Below are 13,184 nucleotides of genomic sequence, written 5' to 3'. Positions count from 1 at the left end.
TTTTAGATTTGACCTTTTACAGCCTATGCAGCTTTCGGTTATCATCGTCAATTATAATGTAAAATACTTCCTGGAGCAATGCCTGCTTTCGGTGCAAAAGGCTGTTGAGGGGATTGATGCGGAAGTGTTTGTGGTTGATAATGCTTCGTCTGATGGTAGCCGTGAATATCTCGAACCAAAGTTCACGAACATTCATTTTGATTGGAATAAAGAGAATGTTGGGTTTGGTAAAGCCTGTAACCAGGCACTTAAACAGGCTAATGGCGATTTTGTGTTGTTCCTGAACCCCGATACTGTTGTTCCGGAAGACTGTTTTACTGCCTGCTTCAGTTTTTTTCAGCAAACACCGGATGCAGGTGCTATCGGCATCCGAATGCTTGATGGCAGTGGAATGTTTCTGCCGGAAAGCAAACGTTCTTTTCCATCGCCACTAACTTCGTTCTATAAGTTGAGCGGCTTGTCATTCCTCTTTCCTCATTCAAAAACATTTGGCCGATACCATCTTGGCTATCTAGATGAACATAAGAACCATGCGGTTGATGTATTAGCGGGTGCTTTTATGATGATACGGAAAGAGGTGCTGGCGCAAACAGGCGGGTTCGATGAAAGCTTTTTCATGTATGGCGAAGATGTGGACCTGAGTTACAGGATACAGAAGACAAAGAATAAGAATTACTATTTCAGCGACCGGTCGATTCTTCACTTCAAAGGCGAAAGCACCAAGAAATCATCGGTGAATTATGTGCGGATGTTTTATGATGCCATGAGTCTTTTTGTGCGCAAACATTACTCCTCCTCCCGTGCAGGTGTTTTCAGTTCGCTCATCAATGCGGCCATTTGGGCAAGAGCATTGATGAGTTTGTTGAAGCGTTTTATACAGCGTGTCGGTTTACCATTGCTCGATGCTGTGCTCATCTTCCTGAGTTATATGCTTGCAAAATTTGTATGGACAAATTATATAAGGCCTGAGATCGTTTACATGAATAAATTACTGTGGATCTCATTTGTGGTGTTTTCGTTCCTGTTTTTGCTGGTGAGTTATTACACAGGTTTATACGAGCAAAAGTTCCGCTATAAAAATCTCTGGCAATCATCGTTTATTTCCATTCTTATTATATTGGCTGTTTATTCATTATTGCCTGAAGAATATCGATTCTCAAGAGGTCTGGTATTACTTGGGGCAATGTACAGTTACCTGTTTCTTTACTTATGGCGAAGGATCTTGTTATATGCAGATATATTGGAGAAAGCCATTGATGAAGATGATTACTTTTCGTTGGTGGCAGGTACCGAATCAGATCTGATAAAAGTAAATAACCTTTTACATCTTCATGGTCGCAGCCAAACCATCCAGGGTTTTGTGAGTCCGCTGAACGAACCTAAATCGCTTGGTCGTTTAGACGAGCTGCAACAACTTTTGCAAAATACCCCGGCTAATGAATTGATCTTGTGCCAAAGCAAAGACCTGTCTTTTGCACAGATCATTACATTGTATGAGCAAACAGGCAAACGGGTAAAGCTGCGTTTACATGCCCAACATAGTGAAAGCATTATCGGTAGTGATTCAAAGAATGAAGCCGGTGAAGTATTGCATCGGCAGAAATTACAATTGAGTGAAGAAGTAAATCTTCGCCTTAAACGCTTGATCGATGTGAGTACATCAGCTCTCTTTTTACTCAGCTTTCCACTCCATTTCATCATCAACCGGCATGCATTGAGCTTATTGCAACATAGCCTTGCTGTCTTCACAGGTCGAAAAACATGGGTTGGTTTTTCTACTTCACGTCAACATTTGCCAACACTTCCCGCATCTGTATTGGGGCCTGCGGGACAACCGCATCATTCATCACAGCTGAAAGAAGAAGGTCTTTTATTGGCCGATGAATGGTATGCCCGTGAATACGAACCCATTTACGATCTCAAAACCATCTTTGCGAATTATCAAAAATTAGGCAGCAAGTAAGGCCTTGAGTTATTACATTTGTCAACACTGAACGGTAAGCATGTCATTAATTGAAATCAATCTCCCCAAGTCAATCAGCAAGGCGCTTAATTTGCCGGTCAATTCCCCGAAACGCCAGCAGATCAAAGTGCTTAAAAACCTGTTGAAGAAAGCGAAGCATACCGAGTTTGGTCAGCAATATCATTTCGACGAAATACTCAATAACCGCCACCCCGGGAAACGTTTCCAGGAATTAGTGCCGGTTCATGATTATAATAAGATCTACAAAGATTGGTGGCATAAAACACTGGAAGGTAATACTGATGTTTGCTGGCCGGGAAAGATCAAATATTTTGCGCTCAGCTCCGGTACAAGTGAAGCTGCCAGCAAATACATTCCCATCACGAATGATCTCATGAAGGGCAACCGTATTGCCATGATCAAGCAGTTGATTTCTTTACGCACTTATGAAAACTTACCGGTGCGGAGTTTGGGAAAAGGCTGGCTCATGTTGGGTGGCAGTACCGATCTGCAAAAAGGCCCGGGTTATTATGCAGGCGATCTCAGCGGTATTACCGCCAAGAAAATGCCTTTCTGGTTCAGCCCGTTTTATAAACCCGGAAAGAAGATCGCCAAAACCAAAGATTGGAATATTAAGCTCGACTATATTGTAAACGAAGCACCCAATTGGGATATAGGTTTTGTGGTGGGTGTGCCAGCATGGATACAGATGTGCATGGAAATGATCATTGAACGTTACCAGCTCAAAAATATCCATGAAATATGGCCCAATCTCGCCTTCTTCGTTCATGGCGGCGTATCGTTTGAACCCTATAAACATGGGTTTGAGAGATTATTAGGCAAACCACTTATTTATATTGAAACCTACCTGGCGAGTGAGGGGTTCATCGCTTACCAAAACAGGCAGGATGCGGTGGGTATGCGTTTAGTGATGAATGAGCACATTTTCCTTGAGTTTGTTCCATTTGAAGATAAAAACTTTGATGCCGACGGCAACATTGTGGCAAAACCGGAAGCTTTGATGATCCATGAAGTGGAAGAAGGAAAGGATTATGCATTACTGATCAGCACAAGTGCAGGCACATGGCGTTACTTAATTGGCGATACCATTCGTTTTACAGATAAAGAAAAATGCGAGATCGTTATTACGGGCCGTACTAAACATTTCTTAAGTCTTGTGGGCGAGCACCTGAGTGTAGATAATATGAACAAGGCTATTCAGGTGGTGAGTGAAGACATGAATATTTCAATTCCGGAGTACACTGTTGTGGGTGAACCGCACGGTAATTTCTTTGCGCACCATTGGTATGTTGCCTGCGATGATCGGGTAAACACAGAAGAGTTACGTGTTGCCATTGATAATGCTCTGAAAGAAATTAATGATGATTATGCGGTTGAACGTGGCAGTGCATTGAAAGACGTGTTCCTCGATATTATGCCTGAGTCAACGTTCATGGAGTTTATGAAGTTGAAAGGAAAGATTGGCGCTCAGCATAAATTCCCCCGTGTATTAAAAGGTAAAATGCTGGCCGATTGGCAACAGTTTTTAACAACAGGTAAGTTGTAAGTAATCGATCGCTTGATCGGTGTTTCTATCAATCCATCATCAGACATGACCGAAGCAATCATCAAGGGTTTGGCGTTAGGTTTATTGCTGGCCATCAGTATGGGACCGGTTATTTTTTCCATTATTAAACAAAGCATCAGTAACGGTCACAAAGGTGGGTTGGCATTTGTGTTTGGTGTATCGGCCAGTGATCTTACGCTTGTTCTCGTCAGCAATATTTTTACCGAGCTGTTTAACCGCCTGTTGAAATTTGAAAAAGTGATCGGTCTTGGCGGCAGTGCATTACTTATTGGCATTGGTGTGTATTTTCTCTTCTTCAAGAAAATAAAATTGAATGAACTAGGCGATGGTATTGAAATGAAACGCAGTGCCGGCGATTATGTAAAAATCTTTTTTGCTGGCTATTTCATGAACACACTCAACCCAAGTGTAATTGCCTTTTGGTTTACATGGGCTACGGCCTTTGTTACCATCCCGGTAAATGAACGGATCGCCACCTTCGCCGTTTGTCTTTCTGTAGTTTTTATTTTTGATCTGTTGAAAGTATTTCTTGCCAACAAACTCAGGAGCCGCCTCACTCAAAAGACAATCACCCTCATCAATAAAATATCGGGCAGCATCCTGATCGTGTTCGGAATTATACTCATCATCGGGCTTTTATTTTACAGGAAATAAATTAGCTGTACCTTCTTAACATACAATTTCATTTTTCTGATGTTCTTTTGAGCCTTGTTATGAAATGAGCCATAAAAATTATAGAGCAAATTATATACAGACGGTCACAATTTTTATGGCGAATAACATGTGGCAATAAAAACAATCATAAATAGACAGATGAAACCAGCCATTCTTGTACTGCTTTTATTAATTGCTTCTGTTGCCAACGCACAATTCAATGAATTGGTGTTGCGTAAAAATGGTATCGCCAAAAAACGATATGCCGAAGGTGAAACCATCACCCTTCAAACAAAACTTGGTTTAAAATATACCGGCACTATTTATCTGATCCAGAACGATAGTATCTATTTTCTTGGCGGCGGTATTCACAAACGTGATATTGCCATTGTGTTTAAGAAACAAAAGAAAAAGCACCGTTTTATTCCGTTTAATGGCCAGGCATTTTTATACAGCAATCTTGGTATTCCGTTATTTACTGCCGGTTTGGTCATCAGCGGGGAGCCTTTTTTAAACTCCGCTGTTTCGGGTGTGGCCTTAGTTTATATTCCTGTGCTGTTATTCAATGCGCAACAGCTTATTTTCAACGGAAATAAAAAATACAGGATCGGGAATAAATATGATCTGCAGGTTCTTGATCTTTATCCATCAGAAAAACTTCCTGAAAAAAAGCAGTAATACCATCTTGATTTTCGAAGTAGCCCAAAGGGCTTACGAGAAAATCTTAGATGGTATTAAGCAGCATTAAACAAATACTTACAACATAATCATATAAGCGGCATAACGTATATTGCAACCATGGCGGCAAAGAAATCCAATTCCTCCAACATGACATTTCTTCAAAAAACGTTTCGTTTCCTGAAACGCTTATTCATCATTCTTTTTATTTCCCAGTTTATTTATATCATATTACTCAAGTGGGTCGACCCACCTATTACCATAACGCAACTCGTAAGTGTACTAAAAGGCGAAGGGTTGAAACGTGATTACATCGACATCGAACAAATGGGCAGCAACCCACGGCTCGCCGTTATTGCTGTGGAAGATCAGCTGTTTCCCGATCATGGCGGTTTCGACTGGAAGCTGATTGAAAAAGCGATGGATCATAATGAAAAAAAACCAACACGTATCCGTGGTGCATCTACCCTTTCACAACAAACAGCCAAGAATGTTTTTTTATGGCAGGGCCGCAGCTGGTTCCGTAAGGGACTGGAAATGTATTTCACCAAAATGATCGAATGGATATGGGGAAAGAAACGCATTCTTGAAGTTTATCTTAATGTAGTGGAAATGGGTAAAGGTGTGTATGGAATTGAAGCAGCTGCACGCAGATTTTATTCGAAACCGGCCATACAACTTACACGTGTTGAGGCAGCGCAAATAGCCTCATCATTACGGAATCCCAAAAAATATACAGTAAAGCCATTATCAAAAGCAGTTGCTATCCGTTCCGGATGGGCAGTGCGGCAAATGAATAATCTTGAAGGCGATGAAGATATTCAGCAGTTGATTCGTGATGATGTGCAGCCAAAAAAAGAAAAGAAGAAAAAAAGATCAGCGAAGTAAAGCATCAACGGCTTTCACCGCTTTGTTGAAACGTTCGTCAAAATTTCCGCTTACAATTGTCCATGCTGTAGTTTGTTGTTGTAACAGTTCTTTGTACACAGCAAACAAATCGTTGCGTACTTTCTGTTCGGGATATTCTCTCAATTCATCTTCCACCCAGGGAATATCGGGTTTGCAAAGAAGATAGAGATCGTATTTCTGTTGTTTCAGTTCCTGAAGTATCCATGGATCACAGGAGCCAAATACTACTTCGCTCCATACTTTCATCACATGCATATCTGTATCGAAGAAAATTGTATTCACCTGTTTTGTGAGAGCATCAATTGTGTATTGCTCTGCAAGCTCGGTTTGATTTTTGGCGATTACCAATAAATCATCCGCAGTATAAGGCCTTCCCAACATCAGTAAATATTCTCTTGCATATTCAGGACACCATACCGATTGGTAGTGTTTTGCCAAACGTTCGCTTAAAAAAGACTTACCTGTAGATTCCGGGCCGAGTAGAACAACTTTCTTCGGGAAATTCATAAAGGTTGCAATGTAACGGGTGATGCAATACAAAACAAGGGTAAAACTGCTATCGTAATTTTACTCTTCTCATCCATTCTGCCAATCCAAAAAATGCCATGATCAATAACACCACATAATAGACACTGGTAAACACATATTGTTTCACAAAGTACAAAGGAATTGAAGCTATATTGGTAGCTATCCACCAATACCAACTTTCTACTTTCTTTTTTGCCATCAGCCACATACCTGTAAATGCAGTTGCTGCAGCAAAGGAATCGGCCCAGGGAATTGCACCCGGCGCAAAGTTCTGTTTAAGATAATACAACGAAATGTATAATGCAAGGTAAAAAGCGGCGAAGAATAAAAGTTGATAAATGATCCAGCGGGTATTTGAATAACTGATGTGCAAAACCTGCTGATGCTCTTTGTCCTTTTTTGCCCATAGCCACCAGCCATAAATACTCATGACTGTATAATAAATATTCACTGCAGCTTCGCCTAACAAATGGCCTTTGTAACTCAAATAAATATAGATAACCGTATTTACAAGACCCACTGGATAGACAAGGATGTTTTCTTTTCTGCTGAACCAAACACTCGCAATTCCACACACAACACCAATGTATTCAAGGGCCGTAGTTGCCTTCATCCCTGTTACAAACTGCTGCCAGATAGATTCGATCATGTTTCAAAAATGCATTGAAATTTTCAGATTGAGTGCTAAAAAATTTTCGGGCATCTTTGCAGAAATGTTTGCTGTATGACGATTGCTGTTCTAGGGGCCGGTATGGTAGGCCGTGCCATTGCACTTGATCTTGCCACCGTATTTGATGTTACTTCTTTTGATGTAAGTGAGCAGAACCTGCAACTCTTACAATCTAAATCAACCAAACTAAAAACAGTTGTTGCTGATCTGCAAAACACAGCTGCTTATTCTTCTTTACTGCAACCTTTTGATATTGTAGTTACTGCTGTTCCCGGTTTTATGGGTTTTGAAACCTTGAAAGCGGTGATCAATGCAGGTAAAAATGTTGCAGATATTTCTTTCTTTCCTGAAGATGCATTGCGATTAGATGCGTTGGCCAAAGAAAAAAATGTAACCGCTATTGTTGATTGTGGTGTTGCACCGGGCATGAGCAACTGGATCATCGGCCGCTACAATGCAGAAATGAAAATAGATTCATTTGAAATTTATGTTGGTGGATTACCCTTGCATCCAAAACCGCCGTTCTTTTATAAAGCACCGTTCTCACCCGTTGATGTAATTGAAGAATATACAAGACCTGCACGTTTGAAAGAAAACGGCGTGATTGTTACCAAGCCTGCGTTAACCGACAGGAAGATGATGAATTTTGATGGTGTCGGAACATTGGAAGCTTTCAACACCGATGGATTACGTTCGCTTTTATTCACCATGCCGCATATTCCCACACAGATCGAACAAACACTTCGTTATCCGGGGCATATCGATCTTATTATTGCATTGAAACAAAGTGGTTTTTTCAGCGAAAAAAAAATAGTAGTAGAAGGTAAAGAACTATCACCACTCCAATTCACTTCAAAACTGTTGATCAACGAATGGAAGCTGGGTGAAACAGAAGAGGAACTAACGGTGATGAAAGTAATTGTGCATGGTGAGGGAAAAACGATTGAATACAACCTGCTCGATAAATATGATGCGGCCACACAAACTTCTTCTATGGCTCGTACAACAGGATATGCTTGCACAGCTGCCGTTCATCTACTCACCAAAAAAATGGTTACAAAGAAAGGCGTATTTCCTCCCGAGCTGCTGGGTGATGATAAAAACGCTTTTGATTTTGTATTGAACTATTTACAGGAGAGAAATGTGAACTGGGTAAAGAAAGCATAAAAAAACTTTCATTAGCCCGGCTTGTGAAGAAACCATTTTTGAGTTAGATTTACCAGCTCAAATAAAAAACAAACATTATGATACGTCACGCAACAGCCGTTTGGAATGGCTCAGGAAAAGAAGGTAACGGACACCTGACAACACAAAGCACCGTTTTAACTGATACACAATATTCTTATCTCTCCCGTTTTGAAAGCGGCGTCGGTACTAATCCTGAAGAATTAGTAGCAGCTGCACATGCCGGTTGTTTTAGTATGAAGTTGAGTTTTGTATTGGGTGCCGCAGGATTTACTCCTGAAAAAATTGACACCAAATGTGAGATCACGTTTATTGAAGGAACATTATCTAAATCGCACCTCATTGTATCTGCTTCTGTGCCGGGTATTGATGATGCGAAATTCCAGGAGTGTGTAAAAGATGCAGAACAAAACTGTCCTATTTCAAAACTATTAGGAAAGGGTTTAGAGATCAGCAGCACAGCAACACTGGTTGCATAAATTATTGATCATTATTTATACAGCCGGTTTTCAAATGAAGGCCGGCTGTTTTATTTTACAGTATGGAAAAGATAAATCTTGCAGAAAAGTTTAACCTTTTTACCGAACACTGGAGCCCGCAGATTGCAGGCGAATTAAACGGACAACATGTTAAACTTGTAAAGTTCAAAGGACCATTCACCTGGCATCATCATGATCATGAAGATGAACTGTTTTATGTAGTGAAGGGAAGTTTTGATATGGAGTTAATTGATAAAACAATCACCATTAACGAAGGCGAATTCATTATTGTTCCAAAAGGTGTTGAACACCGGCCTAATGCAAAAGAAGAAGTGCACGTGCTGTTGTTTGAACCTGCTACTACATTGAATACGGGTAATGTGGAGAATGAGTTTACGAAGAAGGAGTTGGGAAGGTTGTAAGAAAAATTCTACTCATTTGATTCGTGTTGCAGCAAACAGCCCTCCAAATTTTCATCATGAAAACACACATTCTTCACAAGGATTGTGAATCACAAATCATATCTGCTTGCCCAATCACTTACTCCCATTTTATGATGTTGATTTAATATCTCCAACTCAACAAATCAACACCCTGCGGACTTCTTGTTTTTACTTCTTCGGCCCATTTAGTAATAAAGTAACGGTTGTAACGCAGGCGGCTGATGTAATTGGGTTGTGTATGATCGCCATTCCAGCAATGCTCTGCTCTATCGCCATAATCAACAAACGCAGCGGGAAATGGATTGGTTAAACGTTTCAATCGTTCTTCAAACAAATACACCGCATTGTTGAGGTAATAATTATCCATATCACCACAATAGATTTTTATTTTGCCTTTGAGTTTATTGCCAAGTTTATTCCAATCCCGTTCAAGGATGTAACCTAAATCATAATTCTCTTTCCAGTAACGTGCAACAGTTGAATCAATTTCGCCGCTGTATTTATTCCAGATGGGTTGCGGATACCCATCGCCACCGCAGGGAGAGAAAACACTCTCCCACACATCAAACTGTTCGCCACTGCGGCTGTTGGTGCCCAATGCCAGCTCACGAAGATTCATATCTCTCAATGTTGCATCAATATGACCCAGGTAATTTCTGTGTCCGGGACGTAACGTTTTTTTAAATGGCCCTTCCCGGTAGTAAGCATTTTTATCTTTATAAATATCAACCACCATATAGGCTCTGAAATCAATTGGATCGGGGCACGCACTATAACAACCATTGAATTCATCAGGATAAAACAGTTGGGCTGCCAGCACTTCCCAACCTCCTGTACTGCCACCATACATAAATCTTGCCCAACCTTCGCCAATACCTCTGAAACGTTTTTCAATTTCAGGAATCAGCTCATACGTAATGGCATCGCCATAAGGGCCATTGTTGGCACTGTTCACGGCATAACTGTCGTCGTAATAAGGAGTAGGGTGTTGAATTTCGATAGCAATTACTCTCGGAAAATCAGGACCCGTCCACAGTTTATAAAAATCATATTCTTCCTGCTGCACGATTTTATTGTAACCGGTTAAGTTGAACCGTGCTATATAATCGGGTTTTAAATCGGGATCGGGTGGCGTTGTTCTGAAACCACTAAAGTCATCAGGAAAATGTCCATGAAAAATTGCCAGCGGATATTTTACTGTGGGGTGCGTATCCCAACCTTCGGGCAACAATACATGAGCACCTATAAACATCGGCCTTCCCCAGAACTCCGTTAATAATTTGCTTTGTATTTTAATGTGCTTAATATACTTCGTGTCTTTTGGTGGTTCAATGGGGGGTATTTCATTATCAAGTGCAACGGTAACAACATCAGCACCGGTGTTGCTGAAACGAAGTTGAACAGGTTTGTTATACAAATTGCCCGGTGCTAAATTCCAATGTTGCCCTTCACCTCTGTCCATCGGCAATTTGACGGTGTGCCCGTCTTTTCGTTTGAACGTTTCATATTTGTGCAACAACACCTGAATATGGTAAGTGCCATTCTTTAATTGCTTCATATTTTCAACCGGGTAACCAAATGCTTTCGCATCAATTGTTTTTACTTCGCCCGGTTTCCAGTTGTCAACATTAATTCCAAACACCTGCTGTGTTTGTGGACCGTCGCTTATTTGAAAGCGTGGTTCTGATTTATTGTTGGTGCTGATGAGTAACAACAACCTTCCGTCTAACGGTTTGTTGCCGAATTTGGAAGGATAAGGAATAAGAAATTTTGTTTGACTGATAACAAGCAAGCTAAGAAGTGAGAGGTATGAGGTGAGAAGAAACTTCTTCATATCAATTATTTTAGAAAAGGAAGTTACTTGATTTTGCTTCTAATCCGGCTTGGACGATACAAATAAGGATCATTAATATTTTGCATAAAAAAAGCGTTGCAATATGTGCAACGCTTTTATCGATAGAATCATTTAAATCATTTCATCTGCGGTCTTATTCTGCCTCTGCCACCACTTCTTCCACTTCAGGGATCATACGCTTCATCATTCCCTCAATACCTGCTTTCAAGGTGATCATTGAAGATGGACAACCGCTGCAACTTCCCTGCAATGCAAGATTCACTTTACCATCTTTAAAACTTTTGAACTGGATAGCACCGCCGTCCATTTCAACCGCAGGCTTCACATAGTTCTCCAGAATTTCCTGGATGCGTTTTACCACATCGCTTTCATCGCCACTCAGGACAACTTCATCCTTCACCGGCTCAACGATCTTTGATTCGTCAATAACCGGTTTGCCTTCTTCCAGGTAATCTTTCAAAAACTGGCGGATGGTCGGGATCAGCTCCTGCCAATCAGTATCAGGTGTAGAACGGGTGAGTGTTACAAAATTGCTGGCAATGAACACGGCTTTCACAAACGGAAAACCAAAGAGTTCCTGCGCCAGCGGAGAGGCATCTGCTGTTGTTACTTCAGGAAAATCAATGCTCTTTCCGGGATACAATAGTTTGTTGGCCACAAACTTCATTGTTTCCGGGTTTGGCGTCATTTCTGTATAGATGCTGATAACGGGGTTACCTGTTTGTATCATGTTGGTGAAACTTTAAGCTGCAAATTTAACAACAAACGGGAGAGTTTGGTTGTGGTTTTCCCATTTTAGCAGATTTATGACTGTTTACAGGCAAAAAACTCCCTTTATCGTAACTTACAAAAACAAAAAACACAATTATGTTATCTCCAAAAATTGAAAAAGCACTGAACGAGCAGGTTTTGCTGGAAGCAGAATCATCTCAAATTTATTTAGCAATGGCCAGTTGGGCCGAGGTTGAAGGACTAAGCGGTGTAGCTGCTTTTTTATACAAACACAGCGATGAAGAGCGGTTGCACATGCTGAAACTGGTGAAATTCATTAACGAACGTGGTGGCCACGGGGTCATCCCTCAATTAAAGGCTCCTGCAGCAAAATATAAAGGAGTGAAAGAGTTGTTTCAGCAGGTGCTGGACCATGAAATACTGGTGAGCACAGAGATCAATCGTTTGGTTGACAGTTGCCTGAAAGAGAAAGACTACACCACACACAATTTCCTGCAATGGTATGTGAGCGAACAGATCGAAGAAGAATCACTGGCCCGCCATATCCTCGACAAATTGAAATTGATCGGTGGCGATAAGAGCGGCTTATATATGTTCGATCGTGATGTTTCTTCCATGGGTGGCGCTGCAGGTGGTAAAGCTGGACCTGCAACTACCTGATTGCACATCTAATAAACACTTCCTTTCTGTTTAAAAACAGAAAGGAAGTATATTGCTGCAGAAGCATGCGCTTCAATTAAATCTATATGTATGCATAGAGAATTATCCGGATGGTACAGCCCTGCATTGAATAAAGAAATGCCCATTGCTACTTACGGTCATTATGGTTTTGCGTTACTGTTGGTACCCACAGCAGCAGCTGACTACCTGGAGTATGAACGTTTTCAATTGATGGATACATTGCGTCCGTGGGTAGAAGCAGGTAAAGTGAAAATATTTTCTGTAAACAGCATCAATACAGAAAGCTGGATGCACAATGAAATGGAAGGCGCACATAAGGCTATCCGACATAACCAGTTCAACGAATATATTTTTAATGAAGTGGTGCCGTTCATCAAAACAAGCACATCATTCGATACGCCAATTATCACCTGCGGTGCATCATTCGGCGCATTGCACAGTATGAATTTATTTTTAAAACGTCCTGATTTGATCAATGGTGTAATTGCCATGAGTGGCGTATATAATCTGATGGAATACAGCAAAGGACATTATGATGAACAGGTGTATTACAACAGCCCCATGCATTACATGCCCAACTTAACTGATCATGCGGTATTGGAACAGATTCGCCAAAGCAATCATATTCATATTTTCAGTGGAAGTGGTGCTTATGAAGATCCTTCAAGCAGCGGGCGTTTTGCAAAAATTCTCTACGACAAAGGCATTAACTACGAACTGGATATTTGGGGCGAAGAGTGGCCACACGATTGGAATACCTGGCGTGCTTTATTGCCGCATTATCTTGAAACCAGGTTTTAGAAGCTCGCTTAATCAAGA

14 protein-coding genes are annotated in these 13,184 nt (G+C 40.9%); 10 read left to right on the top strand and 4 right to left on the bottom strand.

All coding sequences use genetic code 11. The features are described from left to right. Nucleotides 1-25 precede the first annotated feature (25 nt). The 5 genes from VK159_RS16420 (at nt 26) to mtgA (ending at nt 5,771) form a co-directional block, all read left to right on the top strand. Nucleotides 26-1,963, top strand: coding sequence for a glycosyltransferase family 2 protein (locus tag VK159_RS16420; protein ID WP_324231249.1), 1,938 nt, complete (start codon nt 26-28; stop codon nt 1,961-1,963). A 40-nt stretch (nt 1,964-2,003) separates the two neighbouring features. Further along, the gene (locus VK159_RS16415) at nt 2,004-3,530 is read left to right on the top strand and encodes a GH3 family domain-containing protein (protein WP_324231248.1); all 1,527 of its coding nucleotides are present in this window, start codon (nt 2,004-2,006) and stop codon (nt 3,528-3,530) included. A gap of 45 nt (nt 3,531-3,575) precedes the next feature. Continuing rightward, nucleotides 3,576-4,205, top strand: coding sequence for a LysE family translocator (locus tag VK159_RS16410; RefSeq protein WP_324231247.1), 630 nt, complete (start codon nt 3,576-3,578; stop codon nt 4,203-4,205). A gap of 159 nt (nt 4,206-4,364) precedes the next feature. Next, nucleotides 4,365-4,883 carry a hypothetical protein gene (locus VK159_RS16405; protein ID WP_324231246.1) on the top strand — a complete coding sequence of 173 codons (519 nt, stop codon included), beginning with the start codon at nt 4,365-4,367 and terminating at the stop codon, nt 4,881-4,883. 150 nt (nt 4,884-5,033) lie between these two features. Next, nucleotides 5,034-5,771: a monofunctional biosynthetic peptidoglycan transglycosylase gene (mtgA, locus tag VK159_RS16400; RefSeq protein WP_324231245.1), complete on the top strand. Its 738-nt coding sequence runs from the start codon at nt 5,034-5,036 to the stop codon at nt 5,769-5,771. On the opposite strand, the gene VK159_RS16395 is transcribed toward mtgA, so the two are convergent. Further along, nucleotides 5,760-6,299, bottom strand: a complete 540-nt coding sequence (locus tag VK159_RS16395; protein WP_324231244.1) for an ATP-binding protein — start codon at nt 6,297-6,299, stop codon at nt 5,760-5,762. The genes mtgA and VK159_RS16395 overlap by 12 nt on opposite strands. Nucleotides 6,300-6,348: 49 nt before the next feature. Then, nucleotides 6,349-6,969 (bottom strand): nicotinamide riboside transporter PnuC, encoded by a 621-nt coding sequence (gene pnuC / locus VK159_RS16390; protein ID WP_324231243.1) that lies wholly within the window; start codon nt 6,967-6,969, stop codon nt 6,349-6,351. 75 nt (nt 6,970-7,044) lie between these two features. Between pnuC and VK159_RS16385 the strand changes: the two genes are divergently transcribed. The 3 genes from VK159_RS16385 (at nt 7,045) to VK159_RS16375 (ending at nt 9,076) form a co-directional block, all read left to right on the top strand. Beyond that, nucleotides 7,045-8,157 (top strand): saccharopine dehydrogenase family protein, encoded by a 1,113-nt coding sequence (locus VK159_RS16385; RefSeq protein ID WP_324231242.1) that lies wholly within the window; start codon nt 7,045-7,047, stop codon nt 8,155-8,157. A 77-nt stretch (nt 8,158-8,234) separates the two neighbouring features. Then, nucleotides 8,235-8,654 (top strand): OsmC family protein, encoded by a 420-nt coding sequence (locus VK159_RS16380; RefSeq protein ID WP_324231241.1) that lies wholly within the window; start codon nt 8,235-8,237, stop codon nt 8,652-8,654. A gap of 62 nt (nt 8,655-8,716) precedes the next feature. Beyond that, nucleotides 8,717-9,076, top strand: coding sequence for a cupin domain-containing protein (locus VK159_RS16375; RefSeq protein ID WP_324231240.1), 360 nt, complete (start codon nt 8,717-8,719; stop codon nt 9,074-9,076). Nucleotides 9,077-9,218: 142 nt separating this feature from the next. Here VK159_RS16375 and VK159_RS16370 read toward each other — a convergent pair whose 3' ends face one another. Further along, on the bottom strand, nt 9,219-10,931 hold the full coding sequence (locus VK159_RS16370; protein WP_324231239.1) for a hypothetical protein: 1,713 nt from the start codon (nt 10,929-10,931) through the stop codon (nt 9,219-9,221). Between the two features lie 154 nt (nt 10,932-11,085). Further along, the gene (locus VK159_RS16365; protein ID WP_324231238.1) at nt 11,086-11,682 is read right to left on the bottom strand and encodes a NifU family protein; all 597 of its coding nucleotides are present in this window, start codon (nt 11,680-11,682) and stop codon (nt 11,086-11,088) included. 137 nt (nt 11,683-11,819) lie between these two features. Here VK159_RS16365 and VK159_RS16360 point away from each other — a divergent pair, with 137 nt between their 5' ends. Together VK159_RS16360 and VK159_RS16355 are read left to right on the top strand one after the other, a co-directional pair. Next, entirely contained in the window at nt 11,820-12,344 is a 525-nt protein-coding gene (locus VK159_RS16360) for a ferritin (protein ID WP_324231237.1), read from the top strand. A gap of 90 nt (nt 12,345-12,434) precedes the next feature. Next, the gene (locus VK159_RS16355) at nt 12,435-13,166 is read left to right on the top strand and encodes an esterase family protein (protein WP_324231236.1); all 732 of its coding nucleotides are present in this window, start codon (nt 12,435-12,437) and stop codon (nt 13,164-13,166) included. Nucleotides 13,167-13,184 lie beyond the last annotated feature (18 nt).

The sequence above is a fragment of the Lacibacter sp. genome, from assembly GCF_035299325.1.
Classification (GTDB): domain Bacteria; phylum Bacteroidota; class Bacteroidia; order Chitinophagales; family Chitinophagaceae; genus Lacibacter.
Note: the sequence above shows the minus strand (reverse complement) of the source record. Positions and strands in the feature narration are given on the sequence as shown.

What these genes read in the sequence shown, in the direction of transcription:
- VK159_RS16420 (WP_324231249.1), top strand. Translation starts at nt 26, where the DNA reads ATGCAGCTTTCGGTTATCATCGTCAATTATAATGTAAAATACTTCCTG.
- VK159_RS16415 (WP_324231248.1), top strand. Translation starts at nt 2,004, where the DNA reads ATGTCATTAATTGAAATCAATCTCCCCAAGTCAATCAGCAAGGCGCTT.
- VK159_RS16410 (WP_324231247.1), top strand. Translation starts at nt 3,576, where the DNA reads ATGACCGAAGCAATCATCAAGGGTTTGGCGTTAGGTTTATTGCTGGCC.
- VK159_RS16405 (WP_324231246.1), top strand. Translation starts at nt 4,365, where the DNA reads ATGAAACCAGCCATTCTTGTACTGCTTTTATTAATTGCTTCTGTTGCC.
- mtgA (WP_324231245.1), top strand. Translation starts at nt 5,034, where the DNA reads ATGACATTTCTTCAAAAAACGTTTCGTTTCCTGAAACGCTTATTCATC.
- VK159_RS16395 (WP_324231244.1), bottom strand. Translation starts at nt 6,299, where the DNA reads ATGAATTTCCCGAAGAAAGTTGTTCTACTCGGCCCGGAATCTACAGGT.
- pnuC (WP_324231243.1), bottom strand. Translation starts at nt 6,969, where the DNA reads ATGATCGAATCTATCTGGCAGCAGTTTGTAACAGGGATGAAGGCAACT.
- VK159_RS16385 (WP_324231242.1), top strand. Translation starts at nt 7,045, where the DNA reads ATGACGATTGCTGTTCTAGGGGCCGGTATGGTAGGCCGTGCCATTGCA.
- VK159_RS16380 (WP_324231241.1), top strand. Translation starts at nt 8,235, where the DNA reads ATGATACGTCACGCAACAGCCGTTTGGAATGGCTCAGGAAAAGAAGGT.
- VK159_RS16375 (WP_324231240.1), top strand. Translation starts at nt 8,717, where the DNA reads ATGGAAAAGATAAATCTTGCAGAAAAGTTTAACCTTTTTACCGAACAC.
- VK159_RS16370 (WP_324231239.1), bottom strand. Translation starts at nt 10,931, where the DNA reads ATGAAGAAGTTTCTTCTCACCTCATACCTCTCACTTCTTAGCTTGCTT.
- VK159_RS16365 (WP_324231238.1), bottom strand. Translation starts at nt 11,682, where the DNA reads ATGATACAAACAGGTAACCCCGTTATCAGCATCTATACAGAAATGACG.
- VK159_RS16360 (WP_324231237.1), top strand. Translation starts at nt 11,820, where the DNA reads ATGTTATCTCCAAAAATTGAAAAAGCACTGAACGAGCAGGTTTTGCTG.
- VK159_RS16355 (WP_324231236.1), top strand. Translation starts at nt 12,435, where the DNA reads ATGCATAGAGAATTATCCGGATGGTACAGCCCTGCATTGAATAAAGAA.